Raw genomic sequence first — 17,222 nt, forward strand, 5'->3', positions numbered from 1 at the left:
AAATGAAATATTTTAAAAGAATAAAGATTAAACAGTTATCATTTGCTTTACTGTTTTTAGTTTTAGTAACAAGTGGTTTTTCGCAGGCACGTAAAGTTATTAATTTTGATAAGGACTGGCAGTTCACAAAAGGCGAAGTAGCTAATGCAGAAAATCCGTCATTTGATGATACAAAATGGAGAACTCTTAATGTGCCTCATGACTGGAGTATTGAAGGACCTTATGACAAAACAAATCCAACGGCTCGTGGTGGAGGTTATTTACCAGCCGGAATTGGATGGTACCGCAAAACATTCAAAATCGATAAAGAAGATGTCAAAAAACTAATCACTATCGAATTTGATGGTGTAATGGCCAACAGCGATGTCTGGATAAACGGCCAACATTTAGGAAAACGACCTTATGGATATATCAGTTTTGCGTATGATTTGACTCCTTATCTAAATTTTGACAAACCGAATGTCATTGCAGTAAGAGCTGATAATACAATTCAGCCGGCTTCCCGTTATTATACCGGTGCGGGTATTTATCGCCATGTTCGTTTGGTTTCGGTTAATGCGACGCATTTGAAACATTGGGGAACCTTTATTACTACCCCAATCGCTACAGCTTCTAAAGGTGTTGTGAATTTAAAGGTGGAAATTGACAACAAAGCAGCTGCAGGTGATTACAAATTGCAAATCGAAATTGCCGATGCTACTGGAAAAGTGGTTAAAACAGCTGAAAGCGTAAAGAATATTGCAGCTAATGGTACAGTTTTATTTTCGCATGATATTGAAATCTCAAATCCAAAATTATGGAATTTGGAGACGCCTAATTTATACACGGCAACCACCAGATTATATTCGGGAAAAACACTTATCGACAATCAAACCATTCCATTTGGAATTAAAAAATCAGAATTCATTGCCGAATCCGGTTTTTGGTTAAACGGTAAAAATTTGAAGCTAAAAGGCGTTTGTCTGCATCATGATGGAGGTGCAGTGGGAGCAGCAGTTCCTTTAGGGGTATGGAAAGAACGTTTTAAGAAATTAAAAGAAGTAGGTGTTAATGCCATTCGCACTTCGCATAATCCTGTCGCTCCGGAATTTCTTGATTTGTGTGACCAAATGGGATTTTTGGTTATGGATGAAACTTTTGATACCTGGACGGCTGCGAAGCACAATGGAGAAAAAGGATACAATTTGTATTTTAAAGAATGGTGGGAGCAAGATACAAGAGATCTTATTTTGAGAGACAGAAACCATCCGTCAATTGTAATTTATAGTATAGGAAATGAAATTCATGACGATTTAAGTTATCCTGAAGGTTACAAAAAATATAAAATGCAGGAAGATGTGGTAAAAAAATATGATGATACCAGACCTGTAACAATGGCACTTTTCAGACCTGCAAATTCAAAAGTATACCTAAGTGGTTTTGCCGAGCAGATGGATGTTGTAGGACAGAATTACCGTGAAAATGAATTAATAGCTGCTCACGAAGCACATCCAACCTGGAAAGTCTTGGGAACTGAAAATACACACGTTTTGGTTCAATGGCTGGCTTTACGCGACAAACCGTATATGGCAGGCCAGTTTTTATGGACAGGTTATGATTATCTTGGAGAAGCAGATTGGCCGGAAACCACAAACAATCAGGGTTTATTTGACAGAGCCGGAAACTGGAAACAGCAATCCCTGCAAAGAGACAGCTGGTGGTCAGAAGAACCAGTGGTTCATATCATGAGAAAATCTGAAAACGCCGGAGAAGGAAAATGGGTTGCCGACTGGACGCCGAATGATTTTGATACCTACGATAATGCGAAAGTTCTGGTATACAGTAATTGTGAGGAAGTAGAGCTTTTTCTTAACGATAAATCATTAGGATCTGTAAAAAAGCCTGCAGATGATTCACCAAGAGAATGGAATGTCACTTTTGAAGAAGGAACAATAAAAGCTATTGGAAAGGATAAAGGCAAAGTAGTAGCTGAAGAATCCTTTACATCTGCCGGAAAACCATCAAAAATTATTCTTACCAAAAGTAATCCAACACTTGTCAACAATTGGGATGATGTATCTTTTATCACAGCGACAATTGTTGATGATAAAGGCATTCGATGTGCAAATGCAGATAACCTAATTAAATTTACAGTTACAGATTCAGGTAAAATTATTGGAGTTGACAATGGTAATATCATTAGTCATGAATCTTATCAGATTCCTGAAAGAAGTGCTTATAACGGAAAAGCAATTGTAATCATTAAAGCCACTAAAAATAGTGGGAAAATCGAAATAAAAGCTTCAGCAGAAGGTCTGGAAGCAGCAGCAATCAGCATTGATATTGTTCCGGAAAAAGGAAAGTAATATTGGTGAAAGTAGTAATTACAAAAAATCCCCGAAGACTCTTTTCGGGGATTTTTTGTGATTTTTTATATTAAACTATTTGATTTTATTCTGATTAGAATTAGGTTTCAATTCATCCGGACTGTCTTTGGTAAACGTTTTAAATTGTTCTTTTGAAGGGCTTACGAAAATATCGATTAAGACATCAAAGCTCAAATCCTCTTTTGGATTAAAAGTATCAGAATTCATGTATTGCTGCAAGGAAATGAACAATTGCTTTGCAGCAGGTTTATTTTCTAAATCCGGACCTAAATCGGCGCTGCTCACGATAATTTTTCCTTTACCGACTTTAGCTTCTATTATTAATGCCAGTCTGCGGTTCATAAACCAGGTATCGATAGGCTGAACCAAAGGACGGAAATTTGCCGGAAAATCTTCAAGATTCATCACCTGTGAGCGATTTTGAATTTCCCACCATTGCAAATCACTATGAAAACTGGTTGGGAAATTAGCAAAAGCAGGGCTTTTATCCTGAATAAGCATTCCCGTGACGTGTGGAGGGCGCATTTTGAACCACGAAGTATTCCAGAAAACCGGAAGAAAATGCATTTCTACTTCTTTCCCTTTTACAACCTTTCCTGATGCATTCAAAAAGACTTTTCCACCCTTCTGCAAAACGGCTTTGGCTTTGTCATCCAGAACAGTTGTGTAATATACAGAGGAAGTAATTTCCGGATTTTTCTCAGGATAAACCCAAAAATCCCAATCGTTTACAAAAGACGTATTATTGGCTTTTACTTCAAGATTTAGTTTGGATGCTTCTTTGATTTCTGCTAATGGAAAAGTCAGATTTCCAACTAAAATACCGTTTCCATTTTCATAAGTTTTAGGGTCAAAATTTCCTTCAGAAAGAGCAATTCCTTTTTCATTTTTGATAGTCCAGCTAATTACCGCATTTTGTAAAGGACTTTTTCCTGAGTGAAAAAGCGCTATTTCAGCCTTAAAGATTTCGGTGTTGGTATAAACAAATTTTGGAACTTTCAGCAACGGAACCGTTTCGTTACAAAATCGTTTATATTCCTGAGAAGTTACATATCCTTTTTCCTGAAAAAAAGCATCCAAAACACCTACTAAAGCGGTTCCCTGACCAGGAAAATCCTGCAACCCTAACGCTTGGAATCCTGCATATCCGGGAGTTCTCAGCATTTTTTCAATCTCATTTTTATAACATAACACCTGCAGTTTTCCGGAGGCATTCAAAAAGTCTTTTGCCTGATCTGCCATGTTGTGATCGGCAAGATCCTGACGGAACATTTCGAAATTTTTAGCCCTGTAAACCCCTTTGTATTTAGATATTTCTTCAAAATTCGGAAAAACACAATACTGACCGATTTCATGCGCAACAAATGGCACTTTAAAAGGAGCAATTCCGGCACTGAAATCTGTTTCTGTTTCGGGCAATTTATTCCAGTTCAAACCTCGTACACCACCACGGGACTGGTATTCTGCATTTGGAACCACAGGCCAGCTTCCGCCAACAGACATTCCGGTATAAACCCTTCTACTGTCTTTGGCTTTCCAAAAATCCACAAATTTGTTGAGATACTCTACCTGCTTTCCTGCAGGCTCATTGCCTGCAGATAACATTGTAAACGAAGCATAATTGCCATAATCTTTTGCCATTCGTATAGTTTCGTCATACAAGAATTGGTCAATCGGCTGCCCTAATCCTATTTTTGGACCGTGATTGGGCCAGCTTGGGCCTTCCGGCTGTAAATAGATTCCGGCCTTGTCTGCCGCAATAAAGGCTGCTTCGGGAGGGCACCAGGAATGAAAACGCACATGATTTAAACCATAGGATTTGATAGTCTTAAAAATTTTGTCCCATGCTTCTACAGTAGTCGCAGGATAACCTGTTAATGGAAATTCGCAATTATGCACCGTTCCCCGGAGGAATACCGGAACATCATTAATCAAAAACTGATTATCCTTAATTTTAAATTCACGCATCCCAAACTGAATCTTTTTCTCAGATTGTATTCCTTTAGCATTAAGTTTTACGGACAGATGATACAAAGCCGGATCAAATTCGTCCCAGGTCAGCATTCCTTTTCCAAACGGAAGTTCTATTTCAATAATTTTGCTGTCAGCGCCAGAAATAGCCACCTGATTGGTAATTTCTTTGGTCTGGTCTGATTTTGGGCTGTTGAAACTTTTTGCAGACAAGGACAACTTTCCATTAAATTCATTTGCTGTGCTATTATTTAAAATGATTTTTACACGTGCTTTTCTGTTTTTTATATCCGGATAAATTTGAACATCATCAATATAAACAGGTGAAAATGATTCTAAAGCTATTTTACCAATGATACCATTCCAGTTTCCCTGTGTGTGATCCGTAACGCTATGGGAATCGGGCCCCACATTTATTTTAGTGATCCGGTTATCAATCCGAATAGATATGCGCTGTTTTCCCGGTAAAAGAAATGCGCTTAAATCGTAAATATGTGGAGCTACTAAGGAGTTTTGCAAACCCACTTCTTTGTCGTTTATCCAGACTCTGGTTTCTATATGAGCTCTTTCTAAATGAAGCAAAATTCGTCTGCCTTTCCAGTTTGCAGGAACATTAACTTCTTTCTGGTACCAGGCAGTGCCAACATAATGTTTTGCAGGTGTAAGCCAAAACGGAATATGTATATTTCCGGGCTGGCGGTATTTCTCCAATCGCGGAATAAAATAGAAAGAACTGTCATAGATCGAACCTGTCCATTTTGTTTTTAGTGTGATGTCATCTCCTTTCAGAAATTCAGCCATTGAGCCAGGAAGTTTTATAACATCTGCGAGATTTTTGTTATACCATTTCTGAGTTATTCCTTCATCGTTCCGGTCAATTTCAAAATACCAGTTGCCTTTGAGATTAATTTCATCATTTTTAAAACTGCTTAAAGTAAATAAAATGGTCAGTAACAGACAGATGTAGCCGTATTTCTTTGTCATGATCTTAGTTTAGTATAAAGTAAAAATAACCGGTCAGGCAAGAATTGTCATCCTGTAGCATCCTGTCTTTTATTTAACAGTTATAACCGATAGTACAGGATACAAAAAAAATAATAATAGAATAAATTTGATTAATTAAGAATTGGAATCGTAAAAATGAGCAGAAATAATTATTTTATTTTTAAATATTTAAGAAAAGTTACATGGTGTATTATGCTTATGATGTGCGTTTCTGCTTCGTATGGACAACAGTCAGGAAAAATGGATGCGATTTATTCCGGAACTCCCTGGTTTGACCAAAACGGGAATGTTGTTAGTGCTCATGGTGCCAATATTATTAAAGAGAAAGATACTTTTTATTTATTTGGTGAAGCTCATACAGACACCAGTAATGCATTTGCAGGTTTTAACTGTTACTCATCAAAAGATTTGTATAACTGGAAATTTGAAAGCATTGCACTTCCGCTGCAAAAATCGGGTAAACTGGGTCCTAATCGTGTTGGTGAAAGACCAAAAATAATGAAGTGCATTAAAACAGGTGAATTTGTTATGTTCATGCATGCAGATACTTTAACGTACAAAGATCAGTTTGTTGGTTATGCCGTTTCAAAAAACATTAAAGGTCCGTATCAGTTTAAAGGTCCGCTTTTGTATCAGGGCAAACCGATAAAAAAATGGGATATGGGAACTTTTCAGGATACTGATGGTTCCGGTTATATTTTGGTTCACGGAGGAGAAATTTACAAACTGAGCGATGATTTTAACTCGGTTACGGAGAAAGTAAACGAAAATATTACATCAGGATTTGAATCTCCGACAATGCTTAAAAAAGAAGGTCTATATTATTTTATAGGATCACATTTAACAAGCTGGGAGAAGAACGATAACTATTATTACACTTCAAATTCACTGAAAGGTCCCTGGCAATCTCAGGGTTTAATCGCTCCGGAAGGAACACTGACGTGGAATTCACAATCGACTTTTGTATTACCAATTCAGGGCACAAAAGGCACAACGTATATGTTTATGGGTGACAGATGGTCTTTTCCTAAACAGGCTTCTTCAGCAACGTATGTCTGGCAGCCGCTTGTAATTTCGGGAACATCACTTTCGATTCCTGATTATCAGGATGCCTGGCAACTATATACTGTAACCGGAATTTCATCTGTTGCAGACAGTAATGACGAAATCATTAAAAATACTGATACACAAATCCAATATAAAGGCAATTGGAAAGAAACAACATCTGAAAGCAGATCTGAGGAAAAAGATGCTTCGTTTACAGTTAGTTTTACCGGTGAGCAAATTGCATTGTATAGTTTAGTTGGTTCTGAAAACGGGTATGCTAAAGTTGTTTTAACCGATAAAAAAGGCAAGGTAATTGTGTCAGCCCTCGTTGACATGTATAGCAAATTTTCAATCGAAACACAAGTTTTCAGGTCTCCGTTGCTTAAAAAAGGCAATTATCATTTAACCGTTTCTGTTACAGGGGAAAGGCCAAACTGGTCAGATAAAAGAAAATCAAATTACGGAAGCACAGGATATTATATTTCTATCAGTCAAATTAAAATAAAACCTCATAAAATTTAAAAACCAAAAAAGATACAATGAAAAGATTATTGACACTTGCAATCTGCATTTTTGGAATTTTCCAGTCTGCATTTTCTCAAAATTATAAAAACGATACATTTCCTGATGGAAGCGCCATTACACCATGGTTTAAGGATTACACTAAACTTCAATTGAAAGATTTAGGAAAACAATACACCATTACAGATTTTGGAGTTACTAAAGACAGTACCAAAATCCAGACCGTTGCGATTCAAAAGGTAATTGATAAAGCAGCCAAAAGCGGAGGAGGGGTAATTGTGATTCCAAAAGGGGTTTTCCTGAGCGGTGCTTTGTTCTTTAAACCTAAAACAAGTTTATATGTTACTGAAGGAGGAACTTTAAAGGGTTCTGATGATATTGCCAATTACCCAATTATGGCCTCCAGAATGGAAGGTCAGAACCTGGATTATTTTCCGGCTTTGGTCAACGCGTATGGTGTGGATAATTTTTCGATTTCAGGAAAAGGAACCATCAACGGAAATGGTTATAAATATTATGAAGCTTTCTGGGCTAGACGTAAAATCAATCCAAAATGTACCAATTTAGAGGTTTCAAGACCAAGACTGGTTTTTGTATGGAATTCCAATAATGTGCAATTTCAGGATGTTAAACTGATCAATTCAGGTTTCTGGACGAATCACTTTTATAAATGTAATAATGTAAAACTATTAGATTTATACATCTTCTCTCCGCATTTAGAAGTTAAAGCTCCAAGTACGGATGCAATCGATGTTGATATCTGTACGAATGTGTTAGTGAAAGGATGTTATTTGTCTGTAAATGATGATGCAATTGCATTAAAAGGCGGTAAAGGTCCTTATGCAGATCAGGATAAAAATAATGGACCAAATGCTAATATCATCATCGAAGATTGTCGATTTGGTTTCTGTCATTCGGCGTTAACAAACGGAAGCGAATCTATTCACAACAGAAATGTGATTATGCGTAATTGCCAAATCGATGGTGCCACGAGAATGCTTTGGTTAAAAATGAGACCGGATACACCTCAAAGATACGAGTACATTAGAGTAGAAGACATTAAAGGACAGGCGAAAAATTGCCTTGTTGTATTGGCATGGAAACAATTTTTTGATTTAAAAGGCCGTCCTGATGTTCCGTTATCTTATGGCGATCATGTGACTTTAAAAAATATCGAAATGAAATCGGATACGTTTTTTAATGTAGAAAAAGACCCGAATGTTCGTTTATCTAATTTTACTTTCGAAAACCTGAATATTGAAGCAACTAAAACAGCTGTTGATAAAAGTATTGTAGACGGAATTACCTTAAAAAATGTGCTTTTAAACAAGCAGTTGGTGGAGTAATTTTTTCTAATAATCTAAAGATACAGAAGTTCAAAGTTGTAACATAATCAGTTGTAAACTTTGAACTTTTGTTTTTAGATAAACAAACTTAAATATGAACAAAAATATACTTGCAAGGTTGCTGTTGTTGCTTATTTTTTTGAGTAACAACATTTACAGTCAGGATAAAAACGCAGTTAATTTTTCAATTGCAGATTCCAATCAGTTAACTACAATTTATATCGATAAAAATACAGACGAATTAGTTATTTGGGCTGTAAACGAATTGGCTGATGATGTAAAAGAGATAACCGGAAAAAGACCCGAAATTGTTCCAACACAAACTATTTCGAAAAAAGGAATTTATATTGGACAGGCTTCATCAGATCTTTTTAAATCAAAATCAAAAGATTTGTCTGGTCAGTGGGAGAAATTTTCCATTAAAAAAGAGAAGGAAAATCTTGTGGTAGTTGGAAGCGATATAAGAGGAACAGTTTATGCCATTTTCGAAATTACAGAGCGTCTGGGAATTTCTCCATGGAAATGGTGGGCAGATGTTCATCCGATAAAAAAAGAAAAACTAACATTGCTTCTTCCGCAAAGAGGCATCATTTCATCACCATCGGTACAATACAGAGGAATCTTTTTAAATGATGAAGACTGGGGATTAGAGCCCTGGGCAGAAAAAACATTCGAACCGGAAGTTGGAAACATCGGACCCAAAACTTACGAAAAGATATTTAAGTTATTACTGCGTTTAAAAGCCAACACCATCTGGCCGGCTATGCATCCTTCTACAAAAGGTTTTTTTACCCTTCCGGGGAATAAGGAAATAGCCCAAAAATACCATATGGTTATTGGTTCTTCACACGCTGAACCAATGCTTCGGAATAATGTTGACGAATGGAAACCTAAAATTCATGGAGATTATAATTATTTTACCAATAAATCCAACGTTGACAAATATTGGCAGGATCGTTTAGATGAATTAAAATCGGCTCAGAACGAAACCATTATGACCTTAGGGATGCGTGGTGTTCATGACAGCAAAATGGAAGGAGCGAAAGATTTAAAAGAATCCATCGATATGGTGGAAAAAATCATTTTGAATCAGCGTGAGATGCTTTCAAATACTTTTAAAAAACCGTTAAAAGACATTCCTCAGGCTTTTGTACCGTACAAAGAAGTGTTGGAATTATACGATAACGGACTTAAAGTTCCCGATGATATAACTTTGGTCTGGCCAGATGATAATTACGGGTATATTCGTCGTCTCAGTAATGAAGAAGAGCAAAAAAGGGCAGGAGGAAGCGGTGTTTATTATCACATCAGTTATTGGGGAAGACCTCACGATTATCTTTGGCTCAGTACAACGCAACCGGGTTTGATTTGGTATGAAATGACCAAAGCGTATGAAAATGGAGCTAAAAAAATGTGGATCGTAAATGTTGGAGATATAAAACCTGCCGAATATGATACAGAACTTTTTCTGGATTTGGCATGGGATATTAACAGCATAAAATCGGATGGAATCAATCAGTACCTGAAACACTGGATTACCAGGGAGTTTTCTCCTCAAATTGCAAACGATTTAAGTGCTGTATTTGCAGAACATTACCGATTGGCATTTCTCAGAAAACCGGAATATATGGGCTGGAGCCAGACTGAACCAACTACGCAAATAAAGCTTTCTGATTTTACGGAAGAAGAATGCCATGAAAGAATAAAAGCCTACGACAATTTGATCGACGAGGTAGAGATGTGGTACACTGCTGTTGCTGTAGATAGCGGTCCAGCGGTTCCCGATGAAAGAGAAGATGCTTATTTTCAATTGGTAATTTATCCAATTGAAGCGGCGGCCAATATGAACCATAAATTTTTATACTGGAATCTGGCTTGCAGGGCATCAGATGAAAATGAGAAAAAAAAATACGAAACACTATCTAATGAATCATACAACAAAATAAAAGAACTGACTGATTTTTATAATGAGAAACTGAGCAGTGGCAAATGGAATCACATGATGTCGATGCGCCCGAGAAATCTGCCGGTTTTCGATTCTATTAAAAAAGCCGAATTTTCAAAAGAAGCATCAGTTAAAGAAACTTCAAAAACGATAAAATTCATAAGTGCAAATCAGTTTATTTCTAAAAAAGAATCTAAAGAATACCAATGGAAAACCATTAACGGTTTAGGGTATAGTAATAATGCTATTACTTTATTTCCGTTAAAACAAAAGTATTTTAAAACTGAAAAACCGTCAGTTTCTTATGATTTTGAAATTGAAAATGTGGGTAATTATGAAATAGAAATTCACTTGTTGCCTACGCATGCCAATAACTTTGATCATCAAATCGAAGTGCAGATTGATGGAAATAAAACGCAGTCCTTTTCGATCAATACAAAAGACAGAGATAAAACCTGGAAAGAAAATGTATTGCGCAATAGTGCCATTGTAAAACTGCCTGTTTCAAATGCAAATAAAGGAAAACATACGATTGCAATTAACGTGAATCAAACAGGAATTGTATTGGATTATATCACAGTAAATACTAAAATCTAAGATGAATCAAATTTTAAAATGATAAAAAATATGAATACAAAAAATCAATTGTTAGTACTGTTATCGTTTTGTTTTTCAATTTCATATAGTCAGGAAAATCAAATGAGTTCATCAGAAAAACCCAATATCATTTTGATAATAGCTGATGATGCCGGATGGAATGATGTGGGGTACCACGGTTCGGTAATCAAAACGCCAAATATTGATTTTTTAGATAAAAACGGGGTAGAACTGGACCGGTTTTATGTTAATCCAACCTGTTCTCCATCGAGGGCAAGTTTGTTTACAGGACGACCTGCCAGTCGTATGGGGATTGTAGCGCCAATTAGTGATAAAAGTCAGTTTAAGCTTCCGGATTCTATTCCGACATTGCCAAAATTATTGCACAAAAACAATTATCAAACCGCACTTATTGGCAAATGGCATCTGGGTTTGCAGCCAGGCAGCGGACCAAAAGCATACGGATTTGATTATTCATATGGTTTCCTGCACGGACAATTAGATCAGTACACTCATTTGTATAAAAATGGCGATAAAAGCTGGTATCGAAATGGTGAATTTATTGAAGAGGAAGGGCATGTTACAGACTTGCTTACCAATGAAGCTGTCAAATGGATTTCGGAAATAAGAGATCCAAAGAAAAGCTTCTTTTTGGAAGTAGCTTATAGTGCACCGCATTTTCCTTTACAGGAAGAACAGAAATGGAAAGATCCTTATATGAATTCCATAAAAGATAGTTCGCGCAGGGATTATGCGGCGGCTATGAGTCACCTCGACAATAGTGTTGGAATATTGCTTGAGAAGTTAAAACAGCAAAAACTGGATAAAAATACGCTGGTTATTTTTATGAGCGATAACGGTGCTATGCAGGATTGGGACTCTAAAAACGAATATAATGGAATTCATCCATCAAATACTGTTCTTGGAGATAATACGCCGCTCAGGGACTGGAAAACATCAAATTATGAAGGGGCAATACGAGTTCCCTGTATATTTTACTGGAAAGATCATTTGAAGAAATATAAGAATGAAAATTATATTTCGGTAATAGATTTATTGCCTGGTATTTTGTCTTTGGCAGGAGATAACGATCTGCCAAAAAGTATAGAAGGTAAAAATGTCTGGCCATCCATTTCAGAAAATAAAGCAATCTCCGATCAGGAAATTTATGTCAGAGGCCATTTGCAGGAATCTTTAATCAGAAAGCCATGGAAAATAATCAGGACCAGACATGCCAATACTCCTGCAGATTTAGAACTTTATAATATTGAAAAAGATCCTGGGGAAAAGAAAAATTTGATACTGGAAGAGAAATCTGTAGCCGAAAAAATGGAGATTGCTCTGGAAAATCAATTTAAAAAAGATGCTAAAAAGGTGAATTATGATAAAATTAAGTAGGTTTTGCCGGTTCTACTTGAAATATTATTTAGAAATATAAAGTTTTCGTCTTTTGTAATTATCTGGTTTTTAGGAGTGAAAAGCATAAAAAAAAGAATAGTAACTCAATCTCAAAAAACTGTGATAATTTTAACACTAAACTTACGTTATCTATAGAGCAAACTTTTATTTTTGCCACTTAATTTAACATATATAAGCATGAAAGATCTATTAGTAAAAATCAACGCTGAATTAGAAGTATTCAAAACAGAATCTGAATCATTATCTGAAAAAGGTGTTAAAGCAGCAGGAGCAAGAGCACGTAAATCATCTTTAGAGATTGAAAAACTTTTAAAAGAGTTCAGAAAAGTTTCTATCGAAGAATCAAAAAAATAATATTCTACTGAAAGAAAGAAACCTCGTCAACAGACGAGGTTTTTTTATGTATTAAAAGTGAAAAGTGAAAAACTGCAAATTCCACCTTCACGTAATTTACTTAAATTTTATCAAAAATTTCACATCTACATTTTACATCTAACATTTCACATACCATATAACTTACTTTGGAATTTCAATATACTCCCTCAATGCGCAGTCTTTTATTTTTTTAAGGTTTTCTGCAACTGTAAGCGCATTAAAAGCAGCACCTTCAGCTCCTGTGTGTGTATGATCTTTCGGGAAAAACGATTTTACTTTTTCTTTGCCTAAAGCTTCGTATTTTTGGGCTACGATTTCATTGAGGTCGATATAAAACGCTTTTTCTCTTTCGGCAGCTATTTTCGACCAGTTTCCATATGTATCGGTTCTGCGTTCTACTTTATCATTCGGCCATTCGTTTCTTGGCGTCTGGCTTAAAACAATCGGAACAGCGCCTTTTTCTTTGGCTTCTCTGATGAATTTCTGCATGTACCAGCCAAAAGTATGTACGGTTTCGGTTAAACTGTCACGAACAACTTGTTGCGTTTCGTCACCGTTTCCTTTTAGGGAACCCCTGAATTTTTCTTTATCAACCGCTCCGGGATCATTATGCCCAAACTGAATCATCACAAAATCACCTGGTTTCAATTGATTCTTAACTTCATCCCACAAACCTTCTTTGGTATAAGTACGTGTACTTCTTCCTCCACGGGCTTTATTGATTACTTCAATTCTGGTAGTATCGCAATATTTTGGAAATGTAACTCCCCATCCTACAGCATTGGGATTATCGCCATTGTTTGCCATAGTAGAATCACCAATTAAAAACACTCTTTTCTTAGCCGGAAGTACAATTTTAGGATTTTTTAAAATGTAATTTTTTAAAGAGTTTTTACTTGATTTTAGTTCATTGATAATTAATGAAGCTGCCAACACAGCACCTTTTGCAGATGGATGTGTATGATCTTTTTTGTAGAAATAAGTTCCGGTTACTTTTGCTTCACCCAGCTTTTCCATTTCAAGCGCCATTTTATCGTTCAGTTCGATAAAAGTGACTTTTTCTTTTTCAGCAATTTGTTTTGCCCATAATCCATAAGATTTATTGTTACGTGGAACTTTTCCCTCTTTCCAATCATTTCTTGGAATTGGCGAACAAATAATCGGAATAGCGCCTTTTGATTTGGCTTCCTGAACTACTTTCTGAATGTACCAGCCGTAAGTGTGCACCGTTTCATGCTTTTTGGTCAGCATGTTGTCGATTTCCTGTGTTTCGTTTCCGATCCCTTTAATTGTTCCTCTGGCACGAAGCGTGTCATTTAATGGACCATCATCGTTATGTCCAAACTGAATCAGGACATAATCGCCTTTTGTTAGTTTGTTCAGAACCGCTGTCCACAAACCTTTATCCTGAAAAGTCCTGCTACTGGTACCTCCTAAAGCATGATTTTCGATTTTAACTTTCGTAGTATCCAAAAACTGTCCAATATAATCTCCCCAGCCCCAAAGTCCGCCGGATCCATCACCGCGTCCATTTTTTACGGTTGAGTCTCCCACGGTGTAAACAGTGGGTTTATTGTTTTGTTTTGGCGTAAAATTGAAAAATAATACTGTCAGACATAAGACAGAAAGTATTTTAATTGATTTCATCTTTTTTTGTTGTTAGTTGATGGTTGATGGTTGACAGTTTATAGTTTTGACTTTAATTTTTTACTTTTAAAACCAACAAAAATCAACTGTCAACCAACAACCAAATATTAATTTCTAAAATCAAACCATAAATTCATTTTGATTCCGTCATCACCACTTTTAATTCTGATATTGGTCGCCTGACTTTCTGGTCCCTGATGTTCCAAAGGTTTGAAATCTCTCATAGCCGGAATTTCATACATAAATGAAATATCCCCTTCAGGAAATGTTGGTTGAGGATAACTTCCTGCGAAACCATTTTTAGGCAAATCAGGTGTAAATAATCTCAAAAATAAATTATCAGATTCGCTGAAAACTTTAAACGATGATGGTCCCGCCTTTAAATTTGCTCCTAATAAGTTCGCGTGATATCCTTTGAATTCAGGATAGATCAGATTCTCAAAACTTTCTCCGGTTATGGTAGTGTTATAATCTTTCTCCCAGATACCGAAAGTAGTTCCTTTTAATCTGTTTTTCCATACATGGTAAGGACCTTTTCCAAACCATTTGATACCGGTTACTCCTTTTTCGGGAAAACTAAAAGTAATTCCCCATGAGTTTATTTTATCTTCAAAAGCAGCGCCATCAAAGCCTCCATTATTTTCTGAATTTTTCAACGCAATCAATTCCATTTTAAATCTTCCGTCCGGTTCCATAATCCATTTTATAGACGATATTCCTCCTACATACGAAACCATACAGATAGCTTTATCACCTTCCTGTGAAACCTGAATGTCTTTTAATTTAGCTTTCATCCCAATCGGTCGGGGGCCGTTTGTTAACGGAATAGTGGATGTAACGTTTTTAACAGAAGAAATTTCTCCTGTCAAAGCATCAAGAGTTACCGTTACATCGTTTCCTTTTAGAGAAATTTCATTACCATTTTTTGTTACTGAAGCTTTTGCTTTTGTATTTTGAATTGCTAAGAATTTTTTCGCATAATATTTTGCTTTATGGATAGGCCATGTCCAGGTATAGATTTCTTTATTGAACTGATCGTAGGCGGAGATTGATAAAATGTCCCCTTCAGCAAAATTATTAGGAACAGCGAATTGAATTTTACGTGTTTCACCCGGATCTATACTTGGAATCTCAATTTTACCGGAGCTGATTGCTACCGAAGTTCCATTCGTGTACAAAACATCATGATCAGATTTTAGTACTTTAAATTCCATTTTGCAGGAATTCAGATTACTAAAAAGATAATCATTGGTAATCAAAAATGATCCGTCAAAAGCAGGAGTGACTTGTTTCGGCTGAAACTGAATCGGTGCCCAGACTTCTTTTACGGTATAATAACTGCCTTCTTTTTCACGGTGTGGTCCTAAAATTCCATCGGCTGCCAATGAACCTTTTGAGTCAAATTTGGTATCGCCTTTCCAGTCTGAACGAAATACGGCTTCGTCCAGCATAGCCCACATAAATCCTCCTGCAAAAAGTGGACTTTGTTTGTAACGTGTCCAGAAATCTTCCAAAGCGGCTCCGTGTCCGTTGTCGTAGGTTCCGTGCATGAATTCGGTTGGGAAAAATACATTTTCTCCATTGTTAAAACGATGCATTCCCGTTAAATAAGTTGGATAATGATGCGTGTCCCAGCCATTAAAATCAGCCCAAGGGTGAATGACGATTCTTTTTTGCGGGTCATTATCTTCAAAAACTTTATCAACGTTGTAATTCCAGCCACCTTCGTTACCATTATCCCAGATAATTACAGAGGGGTGATTCACATCGCGAACGACCATTTCGGTTACTAATTTAGTTCCGGTTTCGGTATCATAAGAGTTTTGCCAGCCAGCTAATTCATTCAGGACAAAAAGGCCTAATGAATCACAAACTTCCAGAAAATGTTCATCTGGTGGATAGTGCCCGCGCACAGCATTCATGTTCATGTCTTTTAATAATTTCACATCCAAATCACTGATTCTCTTGCTGGTGCTTCTTCCACCTTCAGGCCAGAACGAATGGCGGTTGATACCTTTCATCACGATTTTGGTACCATTGACATAAATTCCGTCTTGTTTTTTGAATTCTAAAGTTCTGAAACCAATTCGTTTGTCATATTTATGAACGATGTTTCCGTTTTGTTTTAAAACCAGTTCCAGATCATATAAATTAGGACTTTCCGGATTCCATGGTTTGATGTTTTTCCATTGAGCAGCGATTGATGCCGCAGTACTTTTTGCTTTTACAGGAAAAGTAAATGTTTGAAGATTTTCACCGTTTAAAGTTTTAAGTGTAGCTTCTAAAATGGTGTTTTTAGAAATGTTTTTAAGATTTAAATCTACTGTAATCGAACCATCCATTTTTGGATTTACAGCAATATGTTCAATATGGGTTTTAGGAGAAACCTCCAGCCAAACCGGACGATAAATTCCTCCAAAAAGCCACCAGTCTGCTCTTCTTTCGGCTGCATTTACCGATTTATTGGCAGAATGTTTCCAGACATGAACTTCTAAAGTGTTTTTAGAACCGAATTTCAATAAAGATGAAATATCATATTTAAATTCATAAAAACCACCCTGATGGATTGCTCCGGCCAATTTTCCGTTGATCTTTACTTCTGTATCGGTCATGGCTCCTCCAAAAGCAATGAGAACCTCTTTATCTTTATAATCGGCAGGGACATCAAATTCAAATTTATACAAGCCTTCTTCCTTGCTTGGTTCTTGTTGGTTCAGTTCTTTATACCATCTTCCATACGTATATTCGCCAAAACCTTCTAATTCCCATTGAGAAGGAACATTTATCTTAGACCAGGTTTTGCTGTTGTTGCCTCCGGTACAATAAAAATCCCATTGTACAGGATGTTCAAAATCTTTTCCGGAAAGATAAACTTTATCCGTTTGCTGTGCTGCGCTGTTTTGATAAGAAAATAAAGCTAAGGCAGCAATTGTAAGGTTTTGGATTGTGTTTTTTAGTAACATAAATAGGTGTTTCTATAGT

General features: G+C 36.4%; 9 protein-coding genes. 6 read left to right on the forward strand and 3 right to left on the reverse strand.

Translation table 11 applies throughout. The features are described 5' to 3' along the window. Positions 1-2: 2 nt before the first annotated feature. Positions 3-2,345: a glycoside hydrolase family 2 TIM barrel-domain containing protein gene (locus JE46_RS01580; RefSeq protein WP_035136357.1), complete on the forward strand. Its 2,343-nt coding sequence runs from the start codon at positions 3-5 to the stop codon at positions 2,343-2,345. 75 nt (positions 2,346-2,420) lie between these two features. Here the strand turns inward: JE46_RS01580 and JE46_RS01585 are convergent, their stop codons facing one another. Next, complete coding sequence (locus tag JE46_RS01585) at positions 2,421-5,321, reverse strand: exo-beta-1,4-galactosidase (protein ID WP_031453502.1); 2,901 nt, start codon at positions 5,319-5,321, stop codon at positions 2,421-2,423. A gap of 156 nt (positions 5,322-5,477) precedes the next feature. Here JE46_RS01585 and JE46_RS01590 point away from each other — a divergent pair, with 156 nt between their 5' ends. From JE46_RS01590 to JE46_RS01610, 5 genes are all read left to right on the forward strand, one after another. Further along, the gene (locus JE46_RS01590) at positions 5,478-6,911 is read left to right on the forward strand and encodes a family 43 glycosylhydrolase (protein ID WP_031453503.1); all 1,434 of its coding nucleotides are present in this window, start codon (positions 5,478-5,480) and stop codon (positions 6,909-6,911) included. Between the two features lie 17 nt (positions 6,912-6,928). Beyond that, complete coding sequence (locus tag JE46_RS01595) at positions 6,929-8,257, forward strand: rhamnogalacturonidase (protein WP_031453504.1); 1,329 nt, start codon at positions 6,929-6,931, stop codon at positions 8,255-8,257. 94 nt (positions 8,258-8,351) lie between these two features. Further along, positions 8,352-10,799, forward strand: a complete 2,448-nt coding sequence (locus tag JE46_RS01600; protein WP_035136358.1) for a glycosyl hydrolase 115 family protein — start codon at positions 8,352-8,354, stop codon at positions 10,797-10,799. Positions 10,800-10,829: 30 nt separating this feature from the next. Next, complete coding sequence (locus JE46_RS01605; protein WP_236010647.1) at positions 10,830-12,197, forward strand: sulfatase-like hydrolase/transferase; 1,368 nt, start codon at positions 10,830-10,832, stop codon at positions 12,195-12,197. A 198-nt stretch (positions 12,198-12,395) separates the two neighbouring features. After that, positions 12,396-12,572 carry a histone H1 gene (locus tag JE46_RS01610; RefSeq protein WP_031453507.1) on the forward strand — a complete coding sequence of 59 codons (177 nt, stop codon included), beginning with the start codon at positions 12,396-12,398 and terminating at the stop codon, positions 12,570-12,572. 162 nt (positions 12,573-12,734) lie between these two features. On the opposite strand, the gene JE46_RS01615 is transcribed toward JE46_RS01610, so the two are convergent. Further along, entirely contained in the window at positions 12,735-14,240 is a 1,506-nt protein-coding gene (locus JE46_RS01615) for a rhamnogalacturonan acetylesterase (RefSeq protein ID WP_031453508.1), read from the reverse strand. A 107-nt stretch (positions 14,241-14,347) separates the two neighbouring features. Beyond that, on the reverse strand, positions 14,348-17,203 hold the full coding sequence (locus JE46_RS01620; RefSeq protein ID WP_031453509.1) for a glycoside hydrolase family 2 protein: 2,856 nt from the start codon (positions 17,201-17,203) through the stop codon (positions 14,348-14,350). Between the last annotated feature and the right edge of the window lie 19 nt (positions 17,204-17,222).

The organism is Flavobacterium chungangense LMG 26729 (assembly GCF_000735715.2).
In the GTDB taxonomy this organism is placed as follows: Bacteria; Bacteroidota; Bacteroidia; order Flavobacteriales; family Flavobacteriaceae; genus Flavobacterium; species Flavobacterium chungangense.